Raw genomic sequence first — 16177 nt, forward strand, 5'->3', positions numbered from 1 at the left:
TTGCTCCTATCAGGCGTGCGCCGCGTTCAGTTCCGGAATGCGGGCGACGGGGAGTTTGCTGCCGCGCAAGGTCATCCAGGTGTTGTAGCCCATGATGCACATGCCCGACAGGTACAGCAGGCCGCCGGCCACGCGCACCACGTAGTACGGATACGTGGCTTTCACGCTCTCGACAAAGGTGTAGGTCAGGGTGCCGTCAGGATTGACCGCGCGCCACATCAGGCCCTGCATCACGCCGGCGATCCACATTGCGGCGATGTACAGCACGATGCCGATGGTGGCCACCCAGAAGTGCACGTCGACCAGGCGCGTGCTGTGCATCTGCGTGCGGCCCGCCAGGCGCGGCAGCAGGTAGTAGATGGAACCCATGGTGATGAAGCCGACCCAGCCCAGGGCGCCCGCATGCACGTGAGCAACAGTCCAGTCCGTGTAATGGGACAGCGAGTTGATGGTCTTGATCGACATCATCGGACCTTCGAAAGTGGCGATGCCGTAGAACGACAGCGAGACGATCATGAACTTCAGGATCGGATCGGTGCGCAGCTTGTGCCAGGCGCCCGACAGGGTCATGATGCCGTTGATCATGCCGCCCCAGCTTGGCGCCAGCAGCACCAGCGAGAAGACCATGCCGATCGATTGCGTCCAGTCAGGCAAGGCCGTGTAGTGCAGGTGATGCGGGCCGGCCCACATGTAGGTGAAGATCAGCGCCCAGAAGTGGACGATGGACAAGCGGTACGAGTACACGGGGCGCTCGGCCTGTTTCGGGATGAAGTAGTAGACCATGCCCAGGTAGCCGGCCGTGAGGATGAAGCCCACGGCGTTATGGCCGTACCACCACTGGATCATGGCGTCCTGCACGCCGCTGTAGGCGGAGTACGACTTGCCGGCCGATGCCGGCATGACGGCGCCATTGACCACGTGCAAAATCGTCACGGCCAGGATGTAGGCGCCGAAGAACCAGTTGGCCACGTAGATATGCTTGACCTTGCGCTTGATCAAGGTGCCGAAGAACACGATCGCATACGCGATCCAGACGACGGCGATGAGCAGGGCGATAGGCCACTCGAGTTCGGCGTATTCCTTGCCGCGGGTCAGGCCCATCGGCAGGGTGACGACGGCGGCCAGGATCACGGCTTGCCAGCCCCAGAACGTGAAGGCGGCCAGCTTGTCGGAAAACAGGCGCACCTGGCACGTGCGTTGCACGACGTAGTACGAGGTGGCGAACAGGCCGCAGATGCCGAAGGCGAAAATCACGGCATTCGTGTGCAGCGGACGCAAGCGTCCATACGTCAGCCATGGTATGTCGAGGTTCAGGGCAGGCCATGCCAGCTGCGCGGCGATGATAACGCCAACCAGCATGCCGATGATGCCCCATACCACAGTAGCGACCGCGAATTGCTTCACGATCTTGTAGTTATAGTTCAGCGATTGATCCACAAAGACTCTCCCTGGAATTACTATTTATGATGGTGGCCAGAGAGTAAGTGTTTGACCGCTAAAAAACTTTGATGTGGATCAAAATTCCCCAGATGAAATAGGCGTAGTTAACTGACATCAAAATAAAACGCGATTCAGCTAAAAAAAGCCATGCAAGATCCCTGCAACACGGGCTGGATGGGGGGCTGAAAGCAGCGCCGCCAGGCAGGCGCAATCAGGCGTGCGGCGCTTCGTCGGATGCCGTCGTCTCGGTCGCGTCGTCGTCCTGCAGCACGCGCAAGCCCGGTCCCACCAGGTCGTCGAACTGGCCGCCGTCCGAGGCCGTGAAGAAGACCCACAGGGCGATGAAGACGACGACGATGCTGAGGGGGATGAGGAGGTAGAGCGCTTCCATGGTTCAGGCTTTCCGCAGGCGCAAGGCGTTGGCGATGACGACGGCCGAGCTGGCGGCCATGCCGACGCCGGACAGCCACGGGTTCAAGAAGCCCAGCGCGGCGGCGGGGATGGCCGTCACGTTGTACAGGGTGGCCCAGCCCAGGTTTTCGCGGATGATGCGCATGCTGCGCGCGGCCGTTTTGGCCGTGTCGAGCACGGAGCGCAGCTGGCTCGACAGCAGCACCGTGTCGGCATGCGCCTGCGCCAGCGCGGCGCCCGAGCCCATGGCGAAGGAGACGTCGGCCGCGCTCAGCACGGCGGCGTCGTTGATGCCGTCGCCGACCATCGCCACCACGGCGCCCGTCGCCTGCAGCTGCTGCACGAAATCGAGCTTTTCATCGGGCAGGCACTCGCCGCAGGCCGTGCCGATGCCCAGTTCCGCCGCCACGCTTTGCGTCAGCGCTTCCTGGTCGCCGCTGAGCAGCACGACCTGCTTGCCGCGCCGGTGGAAATACGCGACGACTTCGCGCGCTTCCGGGCGCAGCGCGTCGCTGAGCAAAAAGCGCGTCAGCCAGCGGCCCTGCATGCCCAGGTACAGCGGCGTCATGCCCTGCACGCCGACGGCCGTGTCGCCCAGCGGCGGCCCGGCGATGGCGGCGACGAAGGCTGCATTGCCCAGCCGGTAGCGCACGCCGTCGATCACGCCTTCGAGTCCCTGCCCCTGCACTTCCTGCAGGTTTTCCGCATGCGCGCGCGGCTGTTCCTTGGCCGCATCCATGATCGCTTGCGCCAGCGGATGGGCGCTGCCCGCTTCCAGCGCGGCCGCCACCTGCAGGCAGGCGTCGTCCGTCATGCCGCCCAGGCCCTCGACCTGCTGCAGCACGGGCCGGCCCAGGGTCAGGGTGCCCGTCTTGTCGAAGACGATGTGGGTGGCGCGGTGCAGGGTTTCCAGCACATGCGGCTGGACGATCAGCACGCCGCGCCGCAGCAGGCTGTCGGTGGCGGCGGCCAGCGCCGTCGGCGTGGCCAGCGACAGCGCGCACGGGCACGACACGACCAGCACGGCGATGGCCACGGGCCAGGCCTGCGACGCATCGTGCCAGCTCCAGAAGGCGAACACGGCGCCGGCGAACAGCAGCAGGCCCAGCACGAACCAGGCGGCCACCTTGTCGGCCCACTGCGCGATCTGCGGCTTGCCGCTGCCGGCCCGTTCGATGAGCTTTAACAGGTCGGACAGGGTGCTTTCGCGCGCCGGTTTGAGCACGCGCAAGATGATCGCCGCGCTGGCGTTGATGGCGCCGCCCGGCACCCGTTCGCCTGTTTTCCTGCGCTGGGCCGCGCTCTCGCCCGTCAGCAGCGATAAATCGAGCGCGCTCGTGCCCTCGACGATGACGCTGTCGGCGGCGATCGCCTCGCCCGGTTTGACCAGAATCACGTCACCGACGGCCAGGCTGCCGGCCGGCACCAGGGTGGTGGCGCGGTTGTCCGGGAAGCCCGCCATCAGCGAGGCCGAGGCGGGCAAGGCGTGCTGCAGGCGCTCGAGGGCTGAGGCGGCCTTGCGGCGCGCCTGTAATTCGAAATAGCGGCTGCACAGCAGCAGGAAGATGAACATCGTGGCCGAGTCGTAATACACCTCGCCGCGGCCCGTAAACGTCGCCACCACGCTGCCGCAGAAGGCCGCGAGGATGCCCAGCGCCACGGGTACGTCCATGCCCAGGGTGCGCGCGCGCAGGCTGGTCCAGGCGCCCTGGAAAAACGGCATGGCCGAATAGCAGATGGCCGGCAAGGTCAGCAGCAGGCTGGCCCAGCGCATCAGGCTGGCCATATTGTCGTCCAGCGTGCCATCCTCGGCCAGGTAGGCGGGCGCCACGTACATCATCACCTGCATCATCGACAGGCCGGCGACGAACAGCTGGCGCCCCAATGTCTTGCTGGCTTTCTGCAGGCGCTCGCCATGGCGCACGGCATCGTAGGGATAGGCCGTATAGCCGACTTGCCGCACGGCTTGCAGGATGTCGCCCGGTTCGCACTGCGCGCGGCTCCAGCGCACGTACAGGCGTTCCGTGGCGACGTTCAGGCTGGCCGCCTGCACGCCGGGCAGGCGCGTCAGCTGGCGCTCGATCAGCCAGACGCAGGCGGCGCAGCGTATGCCTTCGACGGACAGGGTCGCTTCGCAGCTGCTGGCGTCGCGCGCGAATTGCGCGTCGTCATTGCTGTACAAATGCAGTTCGGGCGGCATCAGGGTGGCATCAAATGCGTTGACGGCGTATTCGTCGCGGTCGCGGTAATACGCGCTCTGGCCGATGTCGACGATGGTCTGCGCCACCGCTTCGCAGCCGGGGCAGCACATGGCGCGCGGCTCGTCGCCTATGGTGACGTACCAGTGGGAACCGGCGGGCACGGGCAAGCCGCAATGGAAGCAGGCGGCGGGTTTCAGGACAGCATTCATACGTTTCTCTTCATGGATGGCCCGTGACGCACAGGGCGTCGAGCCAGCCCAGCGATACGCCATGGGCCGCGCGCAGCAAGCCCAGCACGCCAAAGCCCAGCACCAGCACGCCGCTGGCGATGCGCACGGGACGGCGCTGCAGCTGCGCGCGCAGCCGCGTGCCCAGCAAGCCCATGCCCAACAGCATGGGCAGGGTGCCGAGGCCGAAGGCGCCCATGGCGGCCGCGCCGCTCAGGGCCGAGCCTTGCAGCATGGCCGTCAGCAAGGCGCTGTAGACCATGCCGCACGGCACCCAGCCCCACAGCCCGCCCACGGCCAGCGCCTTGCACGGCGTATCCATCGGCATCAGGGGTTTCAATAAGGGGCGCACGCGGCGCCAGATCAGGTTGCCGGCGGCCTCCAGGTGCGCCAGGCCGCGCCAGGCATCCATCAGGTACAGGCCCAGGGCGACGAGCATCAGGTTGGCCAGCCAGTAGCCGGCCACTTGCAGCGCGGCGAGGTGCAGCATGCCGGCGCCGGCCAGGCTGCCGGCCACGGCGCCGGCCAGCATGTAGCTGCCGATGCGCCCGCCGTTATACACGAGCACGCGCAGCACGTTCGAGTGCGAGGTTGTCTGCCATGCGGGGCGCGCCACGGCGATGGCGATCACGGGGCGGGCGGCCTGTGCCGGTGCAGCGCCGCTGAGCGACAGCGCGCCGACGATGCCGCCGCACATGCCGATGCAGTGCACGCTGCCGGCCAGGCCGACCAGGAACATGGGCACGAGGCTGAGGGCGTTCATCGGCGCTGCGTTACACGGTTTTCGAGTAGCGCAACGGCTGCACGGCGTCCAGCGCGGCGTTGGCGCGGGCCAGGGTCAGGTAGCGGTCGAAGACCATGCAGATATTGCGGATCAGCAAGCGCCCTTTCGGCGTCACCGTCAGCCAGTCTTCCTCGATGACGAGCAGGCCGTCGCGCGCCAGCTCGCGCAGTTTTTCCAGCTCGGCGGCGAAATAGCTGCGGAAGGTCACGGGATGGGCCTGTTCGATGGTGGCGATCGACAGTTCGAAATTGCACATCAGCATCTGGATGATGATACGGCGCAATAAATCGTCCGTATCGAGCTTGATGCCGCGCGCGATCGGTAGCACGCCTTCGTCGAGTCTTTCGTAGTACGCGTCCAGCGTCTTTTCATTCTGGCTGTAGACGGCGCCCACGGAGCTGATGGCCGACACGCCGCAGGCGATCAGGTCCGCTTCCGCGCGCGTCGAGTAACCCTGGAAGTTGCGGTGCAAACGGCCCTGGCGCTGCGCCACGGCCAGGTCGTCCGTCGGCTTGGCGAAATGGTCCATGCCGATGTAGACATAGCCGGCCGCCGTCAGGCGGGCGATGCACAGGCCCAGCATGGCCAGCTTGGTGGCGCTGTCGGGCATGTCGGCGTCGAGGATGCGGCGCTGCGGCTTGAACAGGTGCGGCATGTGCGCGTAGTGGTACAGGGCGATGCGGTCGGGACTGGCGGAAATTACCTTGCGCAGGGTTTCCGTCATCGTTTCCAGGTTTTGCTTCGGCAAGCCGTAGATCAGGTCGATGCTGATCGAGCGGAAACCGGCGTCGCGCGCGGCCTGCATGATGGCCACCGTTTCCGCTTCCGGCTGGATGCGGTTGACGGCTTTTTGCACGTCGGCGTCGAAATCCTGCACGCCCAGGCTGATGCGGTTGAAACCCTGTGCGCGCAGCGAAAACACGCGTTCGCGCGATACGCTGCGCGGGTCGATCTCGATCGAATACTCGCCGTCCTCATCGGAGGCGAAGTCGAAATGCTGGCGCAAATGGGCCATCAGTTCGTCCATCTGCTTTTCGCTCAGGTACGTCGGCGTGCCGCCGCCGAAGTGCAGCTGCTCGATCTGGTTCATGCCGGCAAACAGCTTGCCCTGCATGGCGATTTCCTGCTTCAGATAGCTGAGGTAGGTGGCGGCCTTGCTGCGGTCTTTCGTGATGATCTTGTTGCAGGCGCAGTAGTAGCACAGGGTGTCGCAGAACGGCACGTGCACGTACAGCGACAGCGGACGGCGGCCGCCGCGCATGCGCAGCGCGGCCAGGGCTTCAAGGAAATTACCGTAGCCAAATTCTCCGTTGAAACGGTCGGCGGTCGGGTAGGACGTGTAGCGGGGGCCGGACTGGCTCATCTTGCCGATGATGACCGGGTCGAATTCGACGACCGCATCCAGTTCGGCGGAAGCACTGCTGAGTAGTGTAGGCATGATATGTTTTAAGTCTTGAAAGGTTTAGGCGGCCAGGCGTTTCAGGCCGCTGGGCTTGCCGGCTTGCGTAGCGCTTGCGGCGCCCGATTTGCCGCCTGGCATGGCGACACGGCGCGGCGGCGGCATCTTGCCGAAATTGAACAGGCTCACGGCTTGCGACAGGCTGGCCGCTTCTTCCGCCAGGCGCGTGGCGGCCGCGGCCGCTTCTTCCACGAGGGCCGCGTTTTGCTGCGTCACCTGGTCCATGTGGGCGATGGCCTGGTTGACCTGGTCGACGCCGATGCTCTGCTCGCGCGAGGCGATGGAGATTTCCTGCATGATGGCCGTCACCTGCTGCACCGAGCTGACCACTTGCTCCATGGTGGCGCCGGCGCGGTTGACCTGCAGCATGCCGGCGCCCACCTTGCCGACGGAAATTTCAATCAGCTGCTTGATGTCCTTGGCCGCCAGCGAGGAGCGCTGCGCCAGGTTGCGCACCTCGCCCGCGACGACGGCAAAGCCCTTGCCCTGTTCGCCGGCGCGGGCCGCTTCCACGGCCGCGTTCAAGGCCAGGATGTTGGTCTGGAAGGCGATGCCTTCGATCAAGCCGATGATGTCGACGATTTTCTTCGACGAGGTATTGATGTCGTCCATGGTGGTGATCACCTCGGCGACGATTTCGCCGCCCTGCACGGCCACTTTCGAGGCGGCCACGGCCAGCTCGTTGGCCTGCACGGAATTGTCCGCATTCTGTTTCACGGTCGACGAGAATTCCTCGATGCTCGAGGCCGTTTCTTCCAGGCTGGCCGCCTGCGATTCCGTGCGGCCCGACAAGTCCATATTGCCGACGGCGATTTGCTTGGTGGCCACGGCCATGGTTTCCACGTTGATGCGCACGTCGCGGATGGTGGCGATCAGGTTGCTGTTCATCTGCTGCAGCGCGCGCAGCAATTGCCCCACTTCATCCGTGCTGTCCGTTTCAAAACTGCCCGACAGGTCGCCGGCGGCGATCGCGCGCGCGCCGTTCAGGGCCTTGCCCAGCGGTTTGAGCACGGACATGCGCAAGGTGTACCAGAGGAAGACGTTGATCAGGAAGCCGAACAGGGTGGCGCCGAAGATGGCGTAGTTGGTGATCTCGCCGCCGCTGGCGAACAGGCTGATGATGCACACCAGCAGTTGCAGGCAGTTGACGATGGAGGTGGCGGCCCAGATGCGCAGGTTCAGCGACATGTGCGTCAGGCTGTGCAGCAGGTGCGCCAGGCCGGGGCGCACGATCTGCCCGTGCTTGATGACGATCTTGCCGTCTTCCTGGTTGCGGATGGCCGCGTACGCTTCCTCGGCCACCTTCACCTGGTCCTTGTCCGCCTTTACGCGCACGGACATGTAGCCGATGGTCTTGCCCGCTTCGCGGATGGGCGTGACGTTGGCGCGCACCCAGTAAAAGTCGCCGTTCTTGCAGCGGTTCTTGACCAGGCCCGTCCACGGCGTGCCGGCCTGGATCGAGGCCCACAGGTCGGCAAACGCCTCGGCCGGCATGTCCGGGTGGCGCACGATGTTTTGTGGCGAGCCGAGCAGCTCTGCCTCGCTGAAGCCGCTGACCTGGCTGAAGTAGGGGTTCACATACACGATATTGCCGTTCATATCCGTTTTCGACACGATGGCCTGATCGTCCAAGACGAGGACTTCACGGTTAGTCACTGGCAAATTTTGGCGCATGGTCGCGGCTTCCTGATCAGTTGAATAAGTAATTGGTGGGTAAGACTTGCACGATTGCAAGAACGGAGATCAGTGTAAGGAGTCGCCTACGCAAATTTATTGATGTAGATCAAAATCCCCCAGATTGGTTCGGCTAATTTGCCGTGGCTCCACTGCGTGTACTGGTTTCCCCATGGCAGGTTTTCGTTTACAGTATCAATTTGGCTATTTCTTTTGCCAGGTATCATCTTTTTCGTACGGTCATCACTGGAGCAGCATGGGTTTTTTCGATTTCTTCCGCGCCCGTCCCACGCCTGACGGCTTTGCGGACCTCGTCCTGCGCCAGATCGGCCAGCGCGGGCCGGCGCGGGCATGCCATTACGAGGCGGCGCCATTTCGCATCGTCTTCGACGGCGATGCCCAGCAGATTTTCAACCTGGACAACGCCTACCGCGATTACTGCGCCGCGCCGCGCAAGCAGCGGCCGCACGTGCTGCAAAACTACCTGGCCGGCATCGACGTGCCGGGCTTGCCGGCGACCTTTGCCGAGGCGCGGGACAGCTTGATGCCCGTGATCCGCAGCCGCAGCCAGGGCGACTATCTGCGCCTGCTGGCCTTGCGCCAATCGCCGCGCCCGGCCGTGGCCGATGCCTGGCAAGCCCTCGACGACGATGCCCTGATCCTGCTGGCCTACGATACGCAGGCGTCGATGTCGACCATCGGCCAGGCCACCCTGGCGCAATGGGGCGTGACCTTCGAGCAGGCGCTGGCGGTGGCCATGGACAACTTGCGCGAGCGCACGCCGCACAGCTTCGTGGCGCTTGGGGATGGGCTGATGATGGGCGAATGGCACGATGCCTACGATTCCTCGCGCCTGCTGCTGCCCGACCTGCTGTACCGCGCCTGTGCCGGCGGCGAGCCGCTGGTGATGATCCCCACGCGCGGGCGTTTCCTGCTGGCCTCGTCGCACAATGTGGCGGGGCAATTGGCGATGGTCGCCCTGGCCGACCAGCTGATGCAGGACGAGGGCCGGCACGTGTCGCCCGCCATGTATGGCGTACGGCACGGAAGAATCGTCGCCTGCCAACCCACGGACGGGGCCGTTGCTGCGGCCCTGGCGCGCCTGCAAACGATGATACGGGCCCATCACTATGGCGAGCAGAAGCAGGAATGGGATGAACTCAACGACAGCATCGGCGAGGATGTGTTCGTGGCTACCTGCATGCTGTTCCAGCCGAAGGAGAGCGAAGGCGTGGTGTCGCTGGCGACGTGGACGCGCGGTGTCGACACCTTGCTGCCGCGCACCGATATCGTTGCCATGGTGGTGCCCGACGCGGCTGGCGGCGACAGCGTCACGAAGATGCTGGCATGGCACGAGGCGCTGGCCATCGGCGGCGAGCTGATGCAGGAAGTCGATTGCTACCCGGTACGCTATCGCGTGCGCGACTTTCCCGACCCGCAGCGCCTGGCGGCGGCGCCGCCCTGGGACAGCTAAGGGCGCCAGCGCCTAGTCCGCGCCGGCCGTCAGCGGGCGCAGCTTGCCCACGGCGTAGCCTTGCGCATAGTCAATGCCCAGGTCGCGGATGATGGCCAGCGTCGCCGCGTCTTCCACGTACTCGGCCACCGTTTGCAGGCCCATCACGTGGCCCACTTCATTGATGGCCTTGACCATGGCGCGGTTGATGGCGTTGCTGGCGATGTCGCGCACGAAGACGCCGTCGATCTTCAGGTAATCGACGGGCAAGGCTTTCAGGTAGCCGAACGAGGAAAAGCCGCTGCCGAAGTCGTCGAGCGAGAAGCGGCAGCCGAGGGCCTTGAGCTTGTGCATGAAGGCCTGTGCCTTGGGCAGGTTGGCGATGATGGCCGTTTCCGTGATTTCAAAGCAGATCTGTTCGGGCGCGATCGCGTATTGCACGAACTGCTCGGTGATGTAGTCCTGCAAGCCCGTGTCGGCCAGCGACATGCCCGACAGGTTGATCGAGTACAGGGCCGGCGCGCGGCGGCGGCTTTCCACCAGTGCGGCGAGCGGCGGCAGGCTGTCGCGCACGCTCTGGATATGGTGGCAGACGGCGCGGATCACCCAGCGGTCGATGGACAGCATCATGTCGTAGCGTTCGGCGGCGGGAATGAAGGCGCCGGGCAAGATCAGGTCGCCCTTGCTGTTGCGGATGCGGATCAGCACTTCGTCGTGGTGTTCCGCGCTGTCGCGCAGGTGCACGATGGGCATGGCGTACAGGCGGAAATAATCGTGCGTGAACGCTTCGTTCAGGCGCGAAATCCACAGCATTTCGCCATGCCGCTGCGCCAGCATGACATCCGATTCCTGGTACACGTGGATGCGGTTGCGGCCCTGCTCCTTGGCCAGGTAGCACGCCTGGTCGGCCGCGCTCAGCAGCTCGCTCATGGATTTGCTGTCCTGGTTGATTTCGACGATGCCGATGCTCACGCCCAGCTCGAAGCTGCGTTCGTCCCAGGCGAAACGGAATTCGCGGATGGACTGGCGCAGCTGCTCGCCGATCAGGCGCGCATGCTCGAGCGGACAGTGCGGCAGCAGCACGCCCAGTTCGTCGCCACCGAGGCGCGCCAGGATGTCGCTGTCGCGCATCTGTCCCTGCAGCATTTTCGCGAGCAGCTGCAGCAACACGTCGCCGGCGCCGTGGCCGCAGGTATCGTTGATGACTTTGAACTGGTCGAGGTCCAGGTACAGCAGCGCATGCACGTGGCCATCCTGCTTGGCCGTGCGCAGGGCGCCGGCCACCAGGTGTTCGAACTCGCGCCGGTTGATCAGGCCCGTCAGGGTGTCGTGCGTGGCTTGCCACGACAGCTGCTGGCTCAGCTTGCGCTCGTGGCTGACGTCGCGAAACACGACGACGGCGCCGAGGATGTCGCCGTCGCGCGACCAGATCGGCGCGGCCGATTCCTCGACGGCGATGCGTCGCCCTTCGCGCGTGATCAGCTGCGTGTGCGTGGACATGCCGATGGCCTGGCGCAGGCGCAAACACTTGATGGCCACGTGCTCGGGCGCCTGGCCCGTGTGTTCATCGACCAGGTTCAGCGTTTGCGCAATGTCGAGGCCCTCGGCCATCGGGTGGCTCCAGCCCGTCAACTGCTCGGCCACGCGGTTCAGGTAGCGCGTCTTGCCCTGCGGGTCGGTGGTCATCACGCCGTCGCCGATGGAACTGAGCGTCACTTCGGCCAGTTCCTTGCGCTCGGCAATCATGAGTTCGCGCGCCCGGTGTTCGGTGACATCCCAGATGATGCCCAGCGTACGCTCGGGCCGGCCTGCCGCATCCATGAACACTTGCGCCTTCGCCGCCAGCCAGTGTTCGCTGCCGTCGGGCCAGACGACGCGGTATTGCAGCGCATAGCCGTCGCGCCGGCGCACGCCTTCCTGCAGCACGGCCACTACCTTGTCGCGGTCGGCGGCATGCACGCAGTCGAGGAAGGCGTGGAAGGAATGCGTGAGCGCGCGCTCCTCCAGGCCCAGCAGGGCCGCGCCCCTGGCCGACCAGCTCACCGAGCCGTCGATGACCCGGCCCGCGACGATGCGCGAATCCCAGATCGCCATGTGCGCCGCTTCCAGTGCCATTTGCAATCGTTTTTGCTGGTCGCTCATCGCCCTTTCCCGACATGGATATGCTCATAGCATAGACTCGCCGGCGCGCATTAGGTTCCCGTCGCCTCGGCCGGCGTGGCCGCCGTGGCGCGCGCCACGTCGCGCACGTTCTTTTGCACGGCCACGGCGGCAAACAGGCTCAACAGGAAGGCCATCGCATAGAAGCCCTTTTCGCTGTTGTGCAGGGTGGCATTCCACAGGCCGGCCGTCAGCAGCAGCAAGGCCAGCAGCACGGAAATCCAGCACAGGCCAAAGTAGATGCCGGTGACGGCGATACCCTCGGCGCGGTCGCGCACGGATTTTTGCAGCGAGATGGCGGCGAACAGGCCGTACAGGAGGAGGGTGAAATAATAGCCCTTCTCGTTGAGCGCCATGGTGGCGTTCCACAGGCCCGACAGGTAGGTGATGGCGCCGATCAGCAGGGCGGCCCAGGAAGCGCCGATAAAGGCGCTGCTCGGGCGTTGGACGGGGGATGGCAGCATAGGATCTCCATGGACGGGCTGGCGCCGCCGGCATGGCCGGAGCGGCAGGCACGGATGCGCCTGCCGCTCCATGAGAACAGAAAGCTTACTTGCCCGATTTGACCAGGCGCAACAAAGCCGAGACGGCCGTGACGCCGGCCAGCACCAGGCCGCCGGCGATGACGCCGGCCACCGCGTTGATCAGGCTCGGCGTGACGGCCGCCAGCACGGGACCGATGCCGGCCACGCCGCCCACGGCCGCCTCCGCGTGGTGCAGCATGGCGCTGGCCCACGGCCAGCCGTGCGTCAAAATCCCGCCGCCGACCATGAACATGGCCAGGGTGCCCACCACGGAGAGAAACTTCATCAGTTTCGGCGCCGCCGACACCAGCATGCGGCCAAAGCCGCGCACGCCATCCATCAGCGCGCCCGCGCCCTTGCGCGCGGCCAGGTAAAAGCCCGCGTCGTCGAGCTTGACGATGCCGGCCACCAGGCCATACACGCCCACCGTCATGATGATGGCGATGCCGACGACGACGGCCACCTGCTCGGCGAAGGTGGCCGCGGCCACCGTGCCCAGGGCGATGACGATGATTTCCGCCGATAAAATGAAATCGGTGCGGATGGCGCCCTTGATCTTGTCCTTTTCCAGCGCCACGAGGTCCACCTGCGGGTCGCGCAGCGCCTGCGCCAGCTCGGCCTTGTGGCTGTCGTCCGGGTGCAGGTATTGATGCGCGATCTTTTCGAAGCCTTCGAAGCACAGGTAGGCGCCGCCCACCATCAGCAGCGGCGTGATGGCCCACGGCGCAAACGCGCTGATGGCCAGCGCGGCCGGCACGAGGATGGCCTTGTTCTTCATGGAACCGACGGCGACGGCCCATACCACGGGCAACTCGCGCTCGGCGCGCACGCCGGCCACCTGCTGCGCGTTCAGGGCCAGGTCGTCGCCCAGCACGCCGGCCGTCTTCTTGGCGGCTACCTTGGTCATCAGGGAAACGTCATCGAGGATGCTGGCGATGTCGTCGAGCAGGGCCAGCAGACTGGAGCCGGCCATCTCAGCGCGCTCCCATGGTGGCGGCGGGGAATGGTTGGGCTAGGAAAGTGTTGTTTTTCATGATGTTATTCTTGGTTGTACGGCAAGGGATGACGTCGGTAAGGCATGACTGCGATCTTACCCCAGGCATGGCCGGCAGCGCCGCACGGGGCGGGGTAAAATTGCTTTTATTCACCATTTTCTGGACGCCGCATGCATTTTGCCACCTGGATCGCCTTTGTCTTCGCCGCCACCATCATCGCCGTCTCGCCCGGCTCGGGCGCCGTGCTGTCGATGTCGCACGGCCTGTCGTACGGGGTGAAAAAGGCCAGCGCCACCATCCTCGGCTTGCAGCTGGGGCTGCTGGTGGTGCTGTTCATCGCGGGCGCCGGCGTCGGTTCCCTGCTGCTGGCCTCGGAAGTGGCCTTCAATATCGTCAAGACGGTGGGCGCGCTGTACCTGATCTACCTGGGCCTGTCGCAGTGGCGCGCCAAGGTGGCCGTGGCCGGCGACCTGCATGCGGCCAGCGCGCTGCCGTCGCTGCATCGGCGCGTGCTGACGGGCTTCTTGACGAACGTGACGAATCCGAAGGGCATCATCTTCATGGTGGCGGTGTTGCCGCAATTCATTAGCGCCACGGCACCCGTGCTGCCGCAGCTGCTGATCCTGGCCGTCACCATGTGCACGATCGACTTGCTCGTCATGCATGGCTACGCCTTGCTGGCGTCGTCCATGCAGCGCTTCTTCCGCGATGCCCGCGCCGTGAAAAAGCAGAACCGCTTCTTTGGCGGCCTGCTGATGGCCGTCGGCACGGCCTTGTTCTTCGTCAAGCGGGGCGCGCACGCGGCTTCCTGAGCCAGGTCAACATGCAAACATTTGTAAGCCTGCTTGCGATGCCGGCCGAAGAGGGCTGTAATCCAGTCATGTCATCATTGTAAGTCTTGCCTGGAGCGCTGCCATGCGTCCGACCCTGTCCTTCCCCCTCCTGAAAATCGTGTGCGCCGTACTGCTGTCGTCGGCGTGCGCGCTGGCCCTGGCCGACGACCCGCCCGCCCGCGTGGGGCGCCTGTCCACCGTCGAAGGGCAGGTGCTGGTGCGCGCCGGCGATGGCGAAGCGCAGGACGCCCTGCTGAACTGGCCCGTCACGACGGATAACCGTTTAAGTACCATGCGCGGCGCCCTGGCCGAGTTTCGCGTCGGCGCGGCCGCCGTGCGCCTCGATGGCGATTCCGAGCTGGAAGTGAGCGAACTCGATGACGACAGTTTCAAGCTGCACCTCAGTTATGGCAGCGTTAGCGTGCGCGTGCGCAACCCGGACGCGCTGCGCGGCCTCGAACTGACGACGCAGCAGGCGCGCGTGACCCTGGCCCAGCCGGGCTGGGTGCGCATCGATGCCGGGCGCCAGCCGGGCACCAGCGTCGTCAGCGTGCTCGAAGGCGTGGCCGACGTGGATGGCGCGACGGGCAGCGTGACCTTGCGCGCCGGCAAGCGCGCCGAACTGACGGACGAGGAGCTGCGCACGGGCGCCCTGCAGCGCGTGGCCTTCGACCACTGGCCCGAAGCCTTGCCCGCCGCCGCGCCGGCCCTGCGCTATGTCACCGAGGACACGACCGGCTATGAAGAGCTGGACCGTTACGGTGCCTGGCAGGACGATGCCGAGTATGGCCCGCTGTGGCTGCCCACCACGGTAGCTGCCGGCTGGGCGCCGTACAGCGACGGGCGCTGGACGTGGATCGCGCCGTGGGGCTGGACCTGGGTCGACAACGCGCCGTGGGGCTATGCGCCCTCGCATTACGGCCGCTGGGTACTGCTGGGCCACCGCTGGGGCTGGGCGCCGGGGCGCGACCGCGCGCGCGTGCCCTGGGCGCCGGCCCTGGTGGGCTGGGTCGGCGGCGCGCATGGGCCACAGCATGGTTCGCAGCATGGATCGCGCCCCGGCGTGGGCTGGTTCCCCCTGTCGCCGCACGACCGTTACGTGCCCGGCTACCGCGCCAGCGCCGACTATGAACGCCGCATCAACCGCGTCGCCGATGGCCGCCGCCCCGTGGCGGGCGAACGCGAACGCCGTCCAGGCATGACGATGCTGCCCGGCGAGCGTTTCGGCACGCAGCGCACGGTCGACGTGCCGCGCCGCAACCGCACCACCATGCCGCCGCCCGTCATGCAAAGTTTGCCCTTGAGCACGGCGCCTCCGCCGGCCGGCAACTGGCAGCGCCCGACCGAACGGCCGCGCATGGACAACCGCACGGACAACATTCCCCGGCGCGACTGGGTCAACCGCCCGGGCCGCCTGCAGACGGACGACGGCCAGACGCGCGTCGCGCCCCGTCCGCTGATGCCGCAGCGCCCGCCCGTGCCGGCCGCGCCGCCCATTCCGCCGCAGCCATCCGCGCCGCCCGTGCCGGCACAACCCGTGATGCCAGCCATGCCGGCCTTGCCGCCCGTGCAAGACCAGGTGGGCCGCCAGCCCGGCTGGCGTGGCGAGGCGTATCCGCGCCATGAGCGGGCGCCGCGTCCTGTGATGGAACGCCCGGCCGATGCGCCGCGCCAGGACGGTGGCCGCTGGGAGCGCGGCAACCGCCGCGAGGTGTTGCAAACGGCGCCGCCGCCTTCACCGCCGCCGGTAGCCGCGGCACGCCCGGCACCGCCAGCGATGCCGGCGCCGGCACCGCGTCCCGCGCCGGAAGCGCGCGGCGGCGAGCGCGGTGCCGAGCGCGCCAGTGCCGCGCGTGAACGGGCGCATGAGCGGGGCAGCGAGCGCGGCGGTCCCGGCCGCAGCGGCCGCGTGCAGGAACAGGAGCGTTGAACGAGGCATTGGCGCCGGGCCGATTCCCGTCTGGTCGCGCCGTATGGACGTTCAGGCCGTCAAACCGGCAGTTCGTCACATGCCGG

12 protein-coding genes are annotated in these 16177 nt (G+C 66.0%); 3 read left to right on the forward strand and 9 right to left on the reverse strand.

Going from position 1 to position 16177, the window contains the following annotated elements; all coding sequences use genetic code 11:
- Window positions 1-9: 9 nt before the first annotated feature.
- From ccoN to YQ44_RS26865, 6 genes are all read right to left on the reverse strand, one after another.
- Complete coding sequence (gene ccoN, locus YQ44_RS26840) at window positions 10-1437, reverse strand: cytochrome-c oxidase, cbb3-type subunit I (protein ID WP_071325974.1); 1428 nt, start codon at window positions 1435-1437, stop codon at window positions 10-12.
- A gap of 214 nt (window positions 1438-1651) precedes the next feature.
- The gene (ccoS, locus tag YQ44_RS26845; RefSeq protein ID WP_071325975.1) at window positions 1652-1831 is read right to left on the reverse strand and encodes a cbb3-type cytochrome oxidase assembly protein CcoS; all 180 of its coding nucleotides are present in this window, start codon (window positions 1829-1831) and stop codon (window positions 1652-1654) included.
- 3 nt (window positions 1832-1834) lie between these two features.
- The gene (locus tag YQ44_RS26850; RefSeq protein WP_071325976.1) at window positions 1835-4261 is read right to left on the reverse strand and encodes a heavy metal translocating P-type ATPase; all 2427 of its coding nucleotides are present in this window, start codon (window positions 4259-4261) and stop codon (window positions 1835-1837) included.
- A gap of 10 nt (window positions 4262-4271) precedes the next feature.
- Window positions 4272-5042, reverse strand: a complete 771-nt coding sequence (locus YQ44_RS26855) for a sulfite exporter TauE/SafE family protein (protein ID WP_071325977.1) — start codon at window positions 5040-5042, stop codon at window positions 4272-4274.
- Window positions 5043-5052: 10 nt separating this feature from the next.
- Window positions 5053-6501 (reverse strand): oxygen-independent coproporphyrinogen III oxidase, encoded by a 1449-nt coding sequence (gene hemN / locus YQ44_RS26860; protein WP_071325978.1) that lies wholly within the window; start codon window positions 6499-6501, stop codon window positions 5053-5055.
- 24 nt (window positions 6502-6525) lie between these two features.
- Window positions 6526-8196, reverse strand: coding sequence for a methyl-accepting chemotaxis protein (locus YQ44_RS26865; protein ID WP_071325979.1), 1671 nt, complete (start codon window positions 8194-8196; stop codon window positions 6526-6528).
- 256 nt (window positions 8197-8452) lie between these two features.
- Here YQ44_RS26865 and YQ44_RS26870 point away from each other — a divergent pair, with 256 nt between their 5' ends.
- Window positions 8453-9670 (forward strand): hypothetical protein, encoded by a 1218-nt coding sequence (locus YQ44_RS26870; protein ID WP_071325980.1) that lies wholly within the window; start codon window positions 8453-8455, stop codon window positions 9668-9670.
- 12 nt (window positions 9671-9682) lie between these two features.
- Here the strand turns inward: YQ44_RS26870 and YQ44_RS26875 are convergent, their stop codons facing one another.
- The 3 genes from YQ44_RS26875 to YQ44_RS26885 all read right to left on the reverse strand — a co-directional run bounded on the left by YQ44_RS26875 (window position 9683) and on the right by YQ44_RS26885 (window position 13306).
- Window positions 9683-11791, reverse strand: coding sequence for an EAL domain-containing protein (locus YQ44_RS26875; RefSeq protein WP_071325981.1), 2109 nt, complete (start codon window positions 11789-11791; stop codon window positions 9683-9685).
- A gap of 50 nt (window positions 11792-11841) precedes the next feature.
- Window positions 11842-12273, reverse strand: a complete 432-nt coding sequence (gene yiaA, locus YQ44_RS26880; RefSeq protein WP_071325982.1) for an inner membrane protein YiaA — start codon at window positions 12271-12273, stop codon at window positions 11842-11844.
- An 85-nt stretch (window positions 12274-12358) separates the two neighbouring features.
- Complete coding sequence (locus YQ44_RS26885; RefSeq protein WP_071325983.1) at window positions 12359-13306, reverse strand: DUF808 domain-containing protein; 948 nt, start codon at window positions 13304-13306, stop codon at window positions 12359-12361.
- Window positions 13307-13498: 192 nt separating this feature from the next.
- Here YQ44_RS26885 and YQ44_RS26890 point away from each other — a divergent pair, with 192 nt between their 5' ends.
- The gene (locus tag YQ44_RS26890) at window positions 13499-14140 is read left to right on the forward strand and encodes a LysE family transporter (RefSeq protein WP_071325984.1); all 642 of its coding nucleotides are present in this window, start codon (window positions 13499-13501) and stop codon (window positions 14138-14140) included.
- 103 nt (window positions 14141-14243) lie between these two features.
- Window positions 14244-16091 (forward strand): DUF6600 domain-containing protein, encoded by a 1848-nt coding sequence (locus tag YQ44_RS26895; RefSeq protein ID WP_071325985.1) that lies wholly within the window; start codon window positions 14244-14246, stop codon window positions 16089-16091.
- The last annotated feature ends 86 nt before the right edge of the window (window positions 16092-16177 follow it).

It is taken from the genome of Janthinobacterium sp. 1_2014MBL_MicDiv, from assembly GCF_001865675.1.
GTDB lineage: Bacteria > Pseudomonadota > Gammaproteobacteria > Burkholderiales > Burkholderiaceae_D > Janthinobacterium.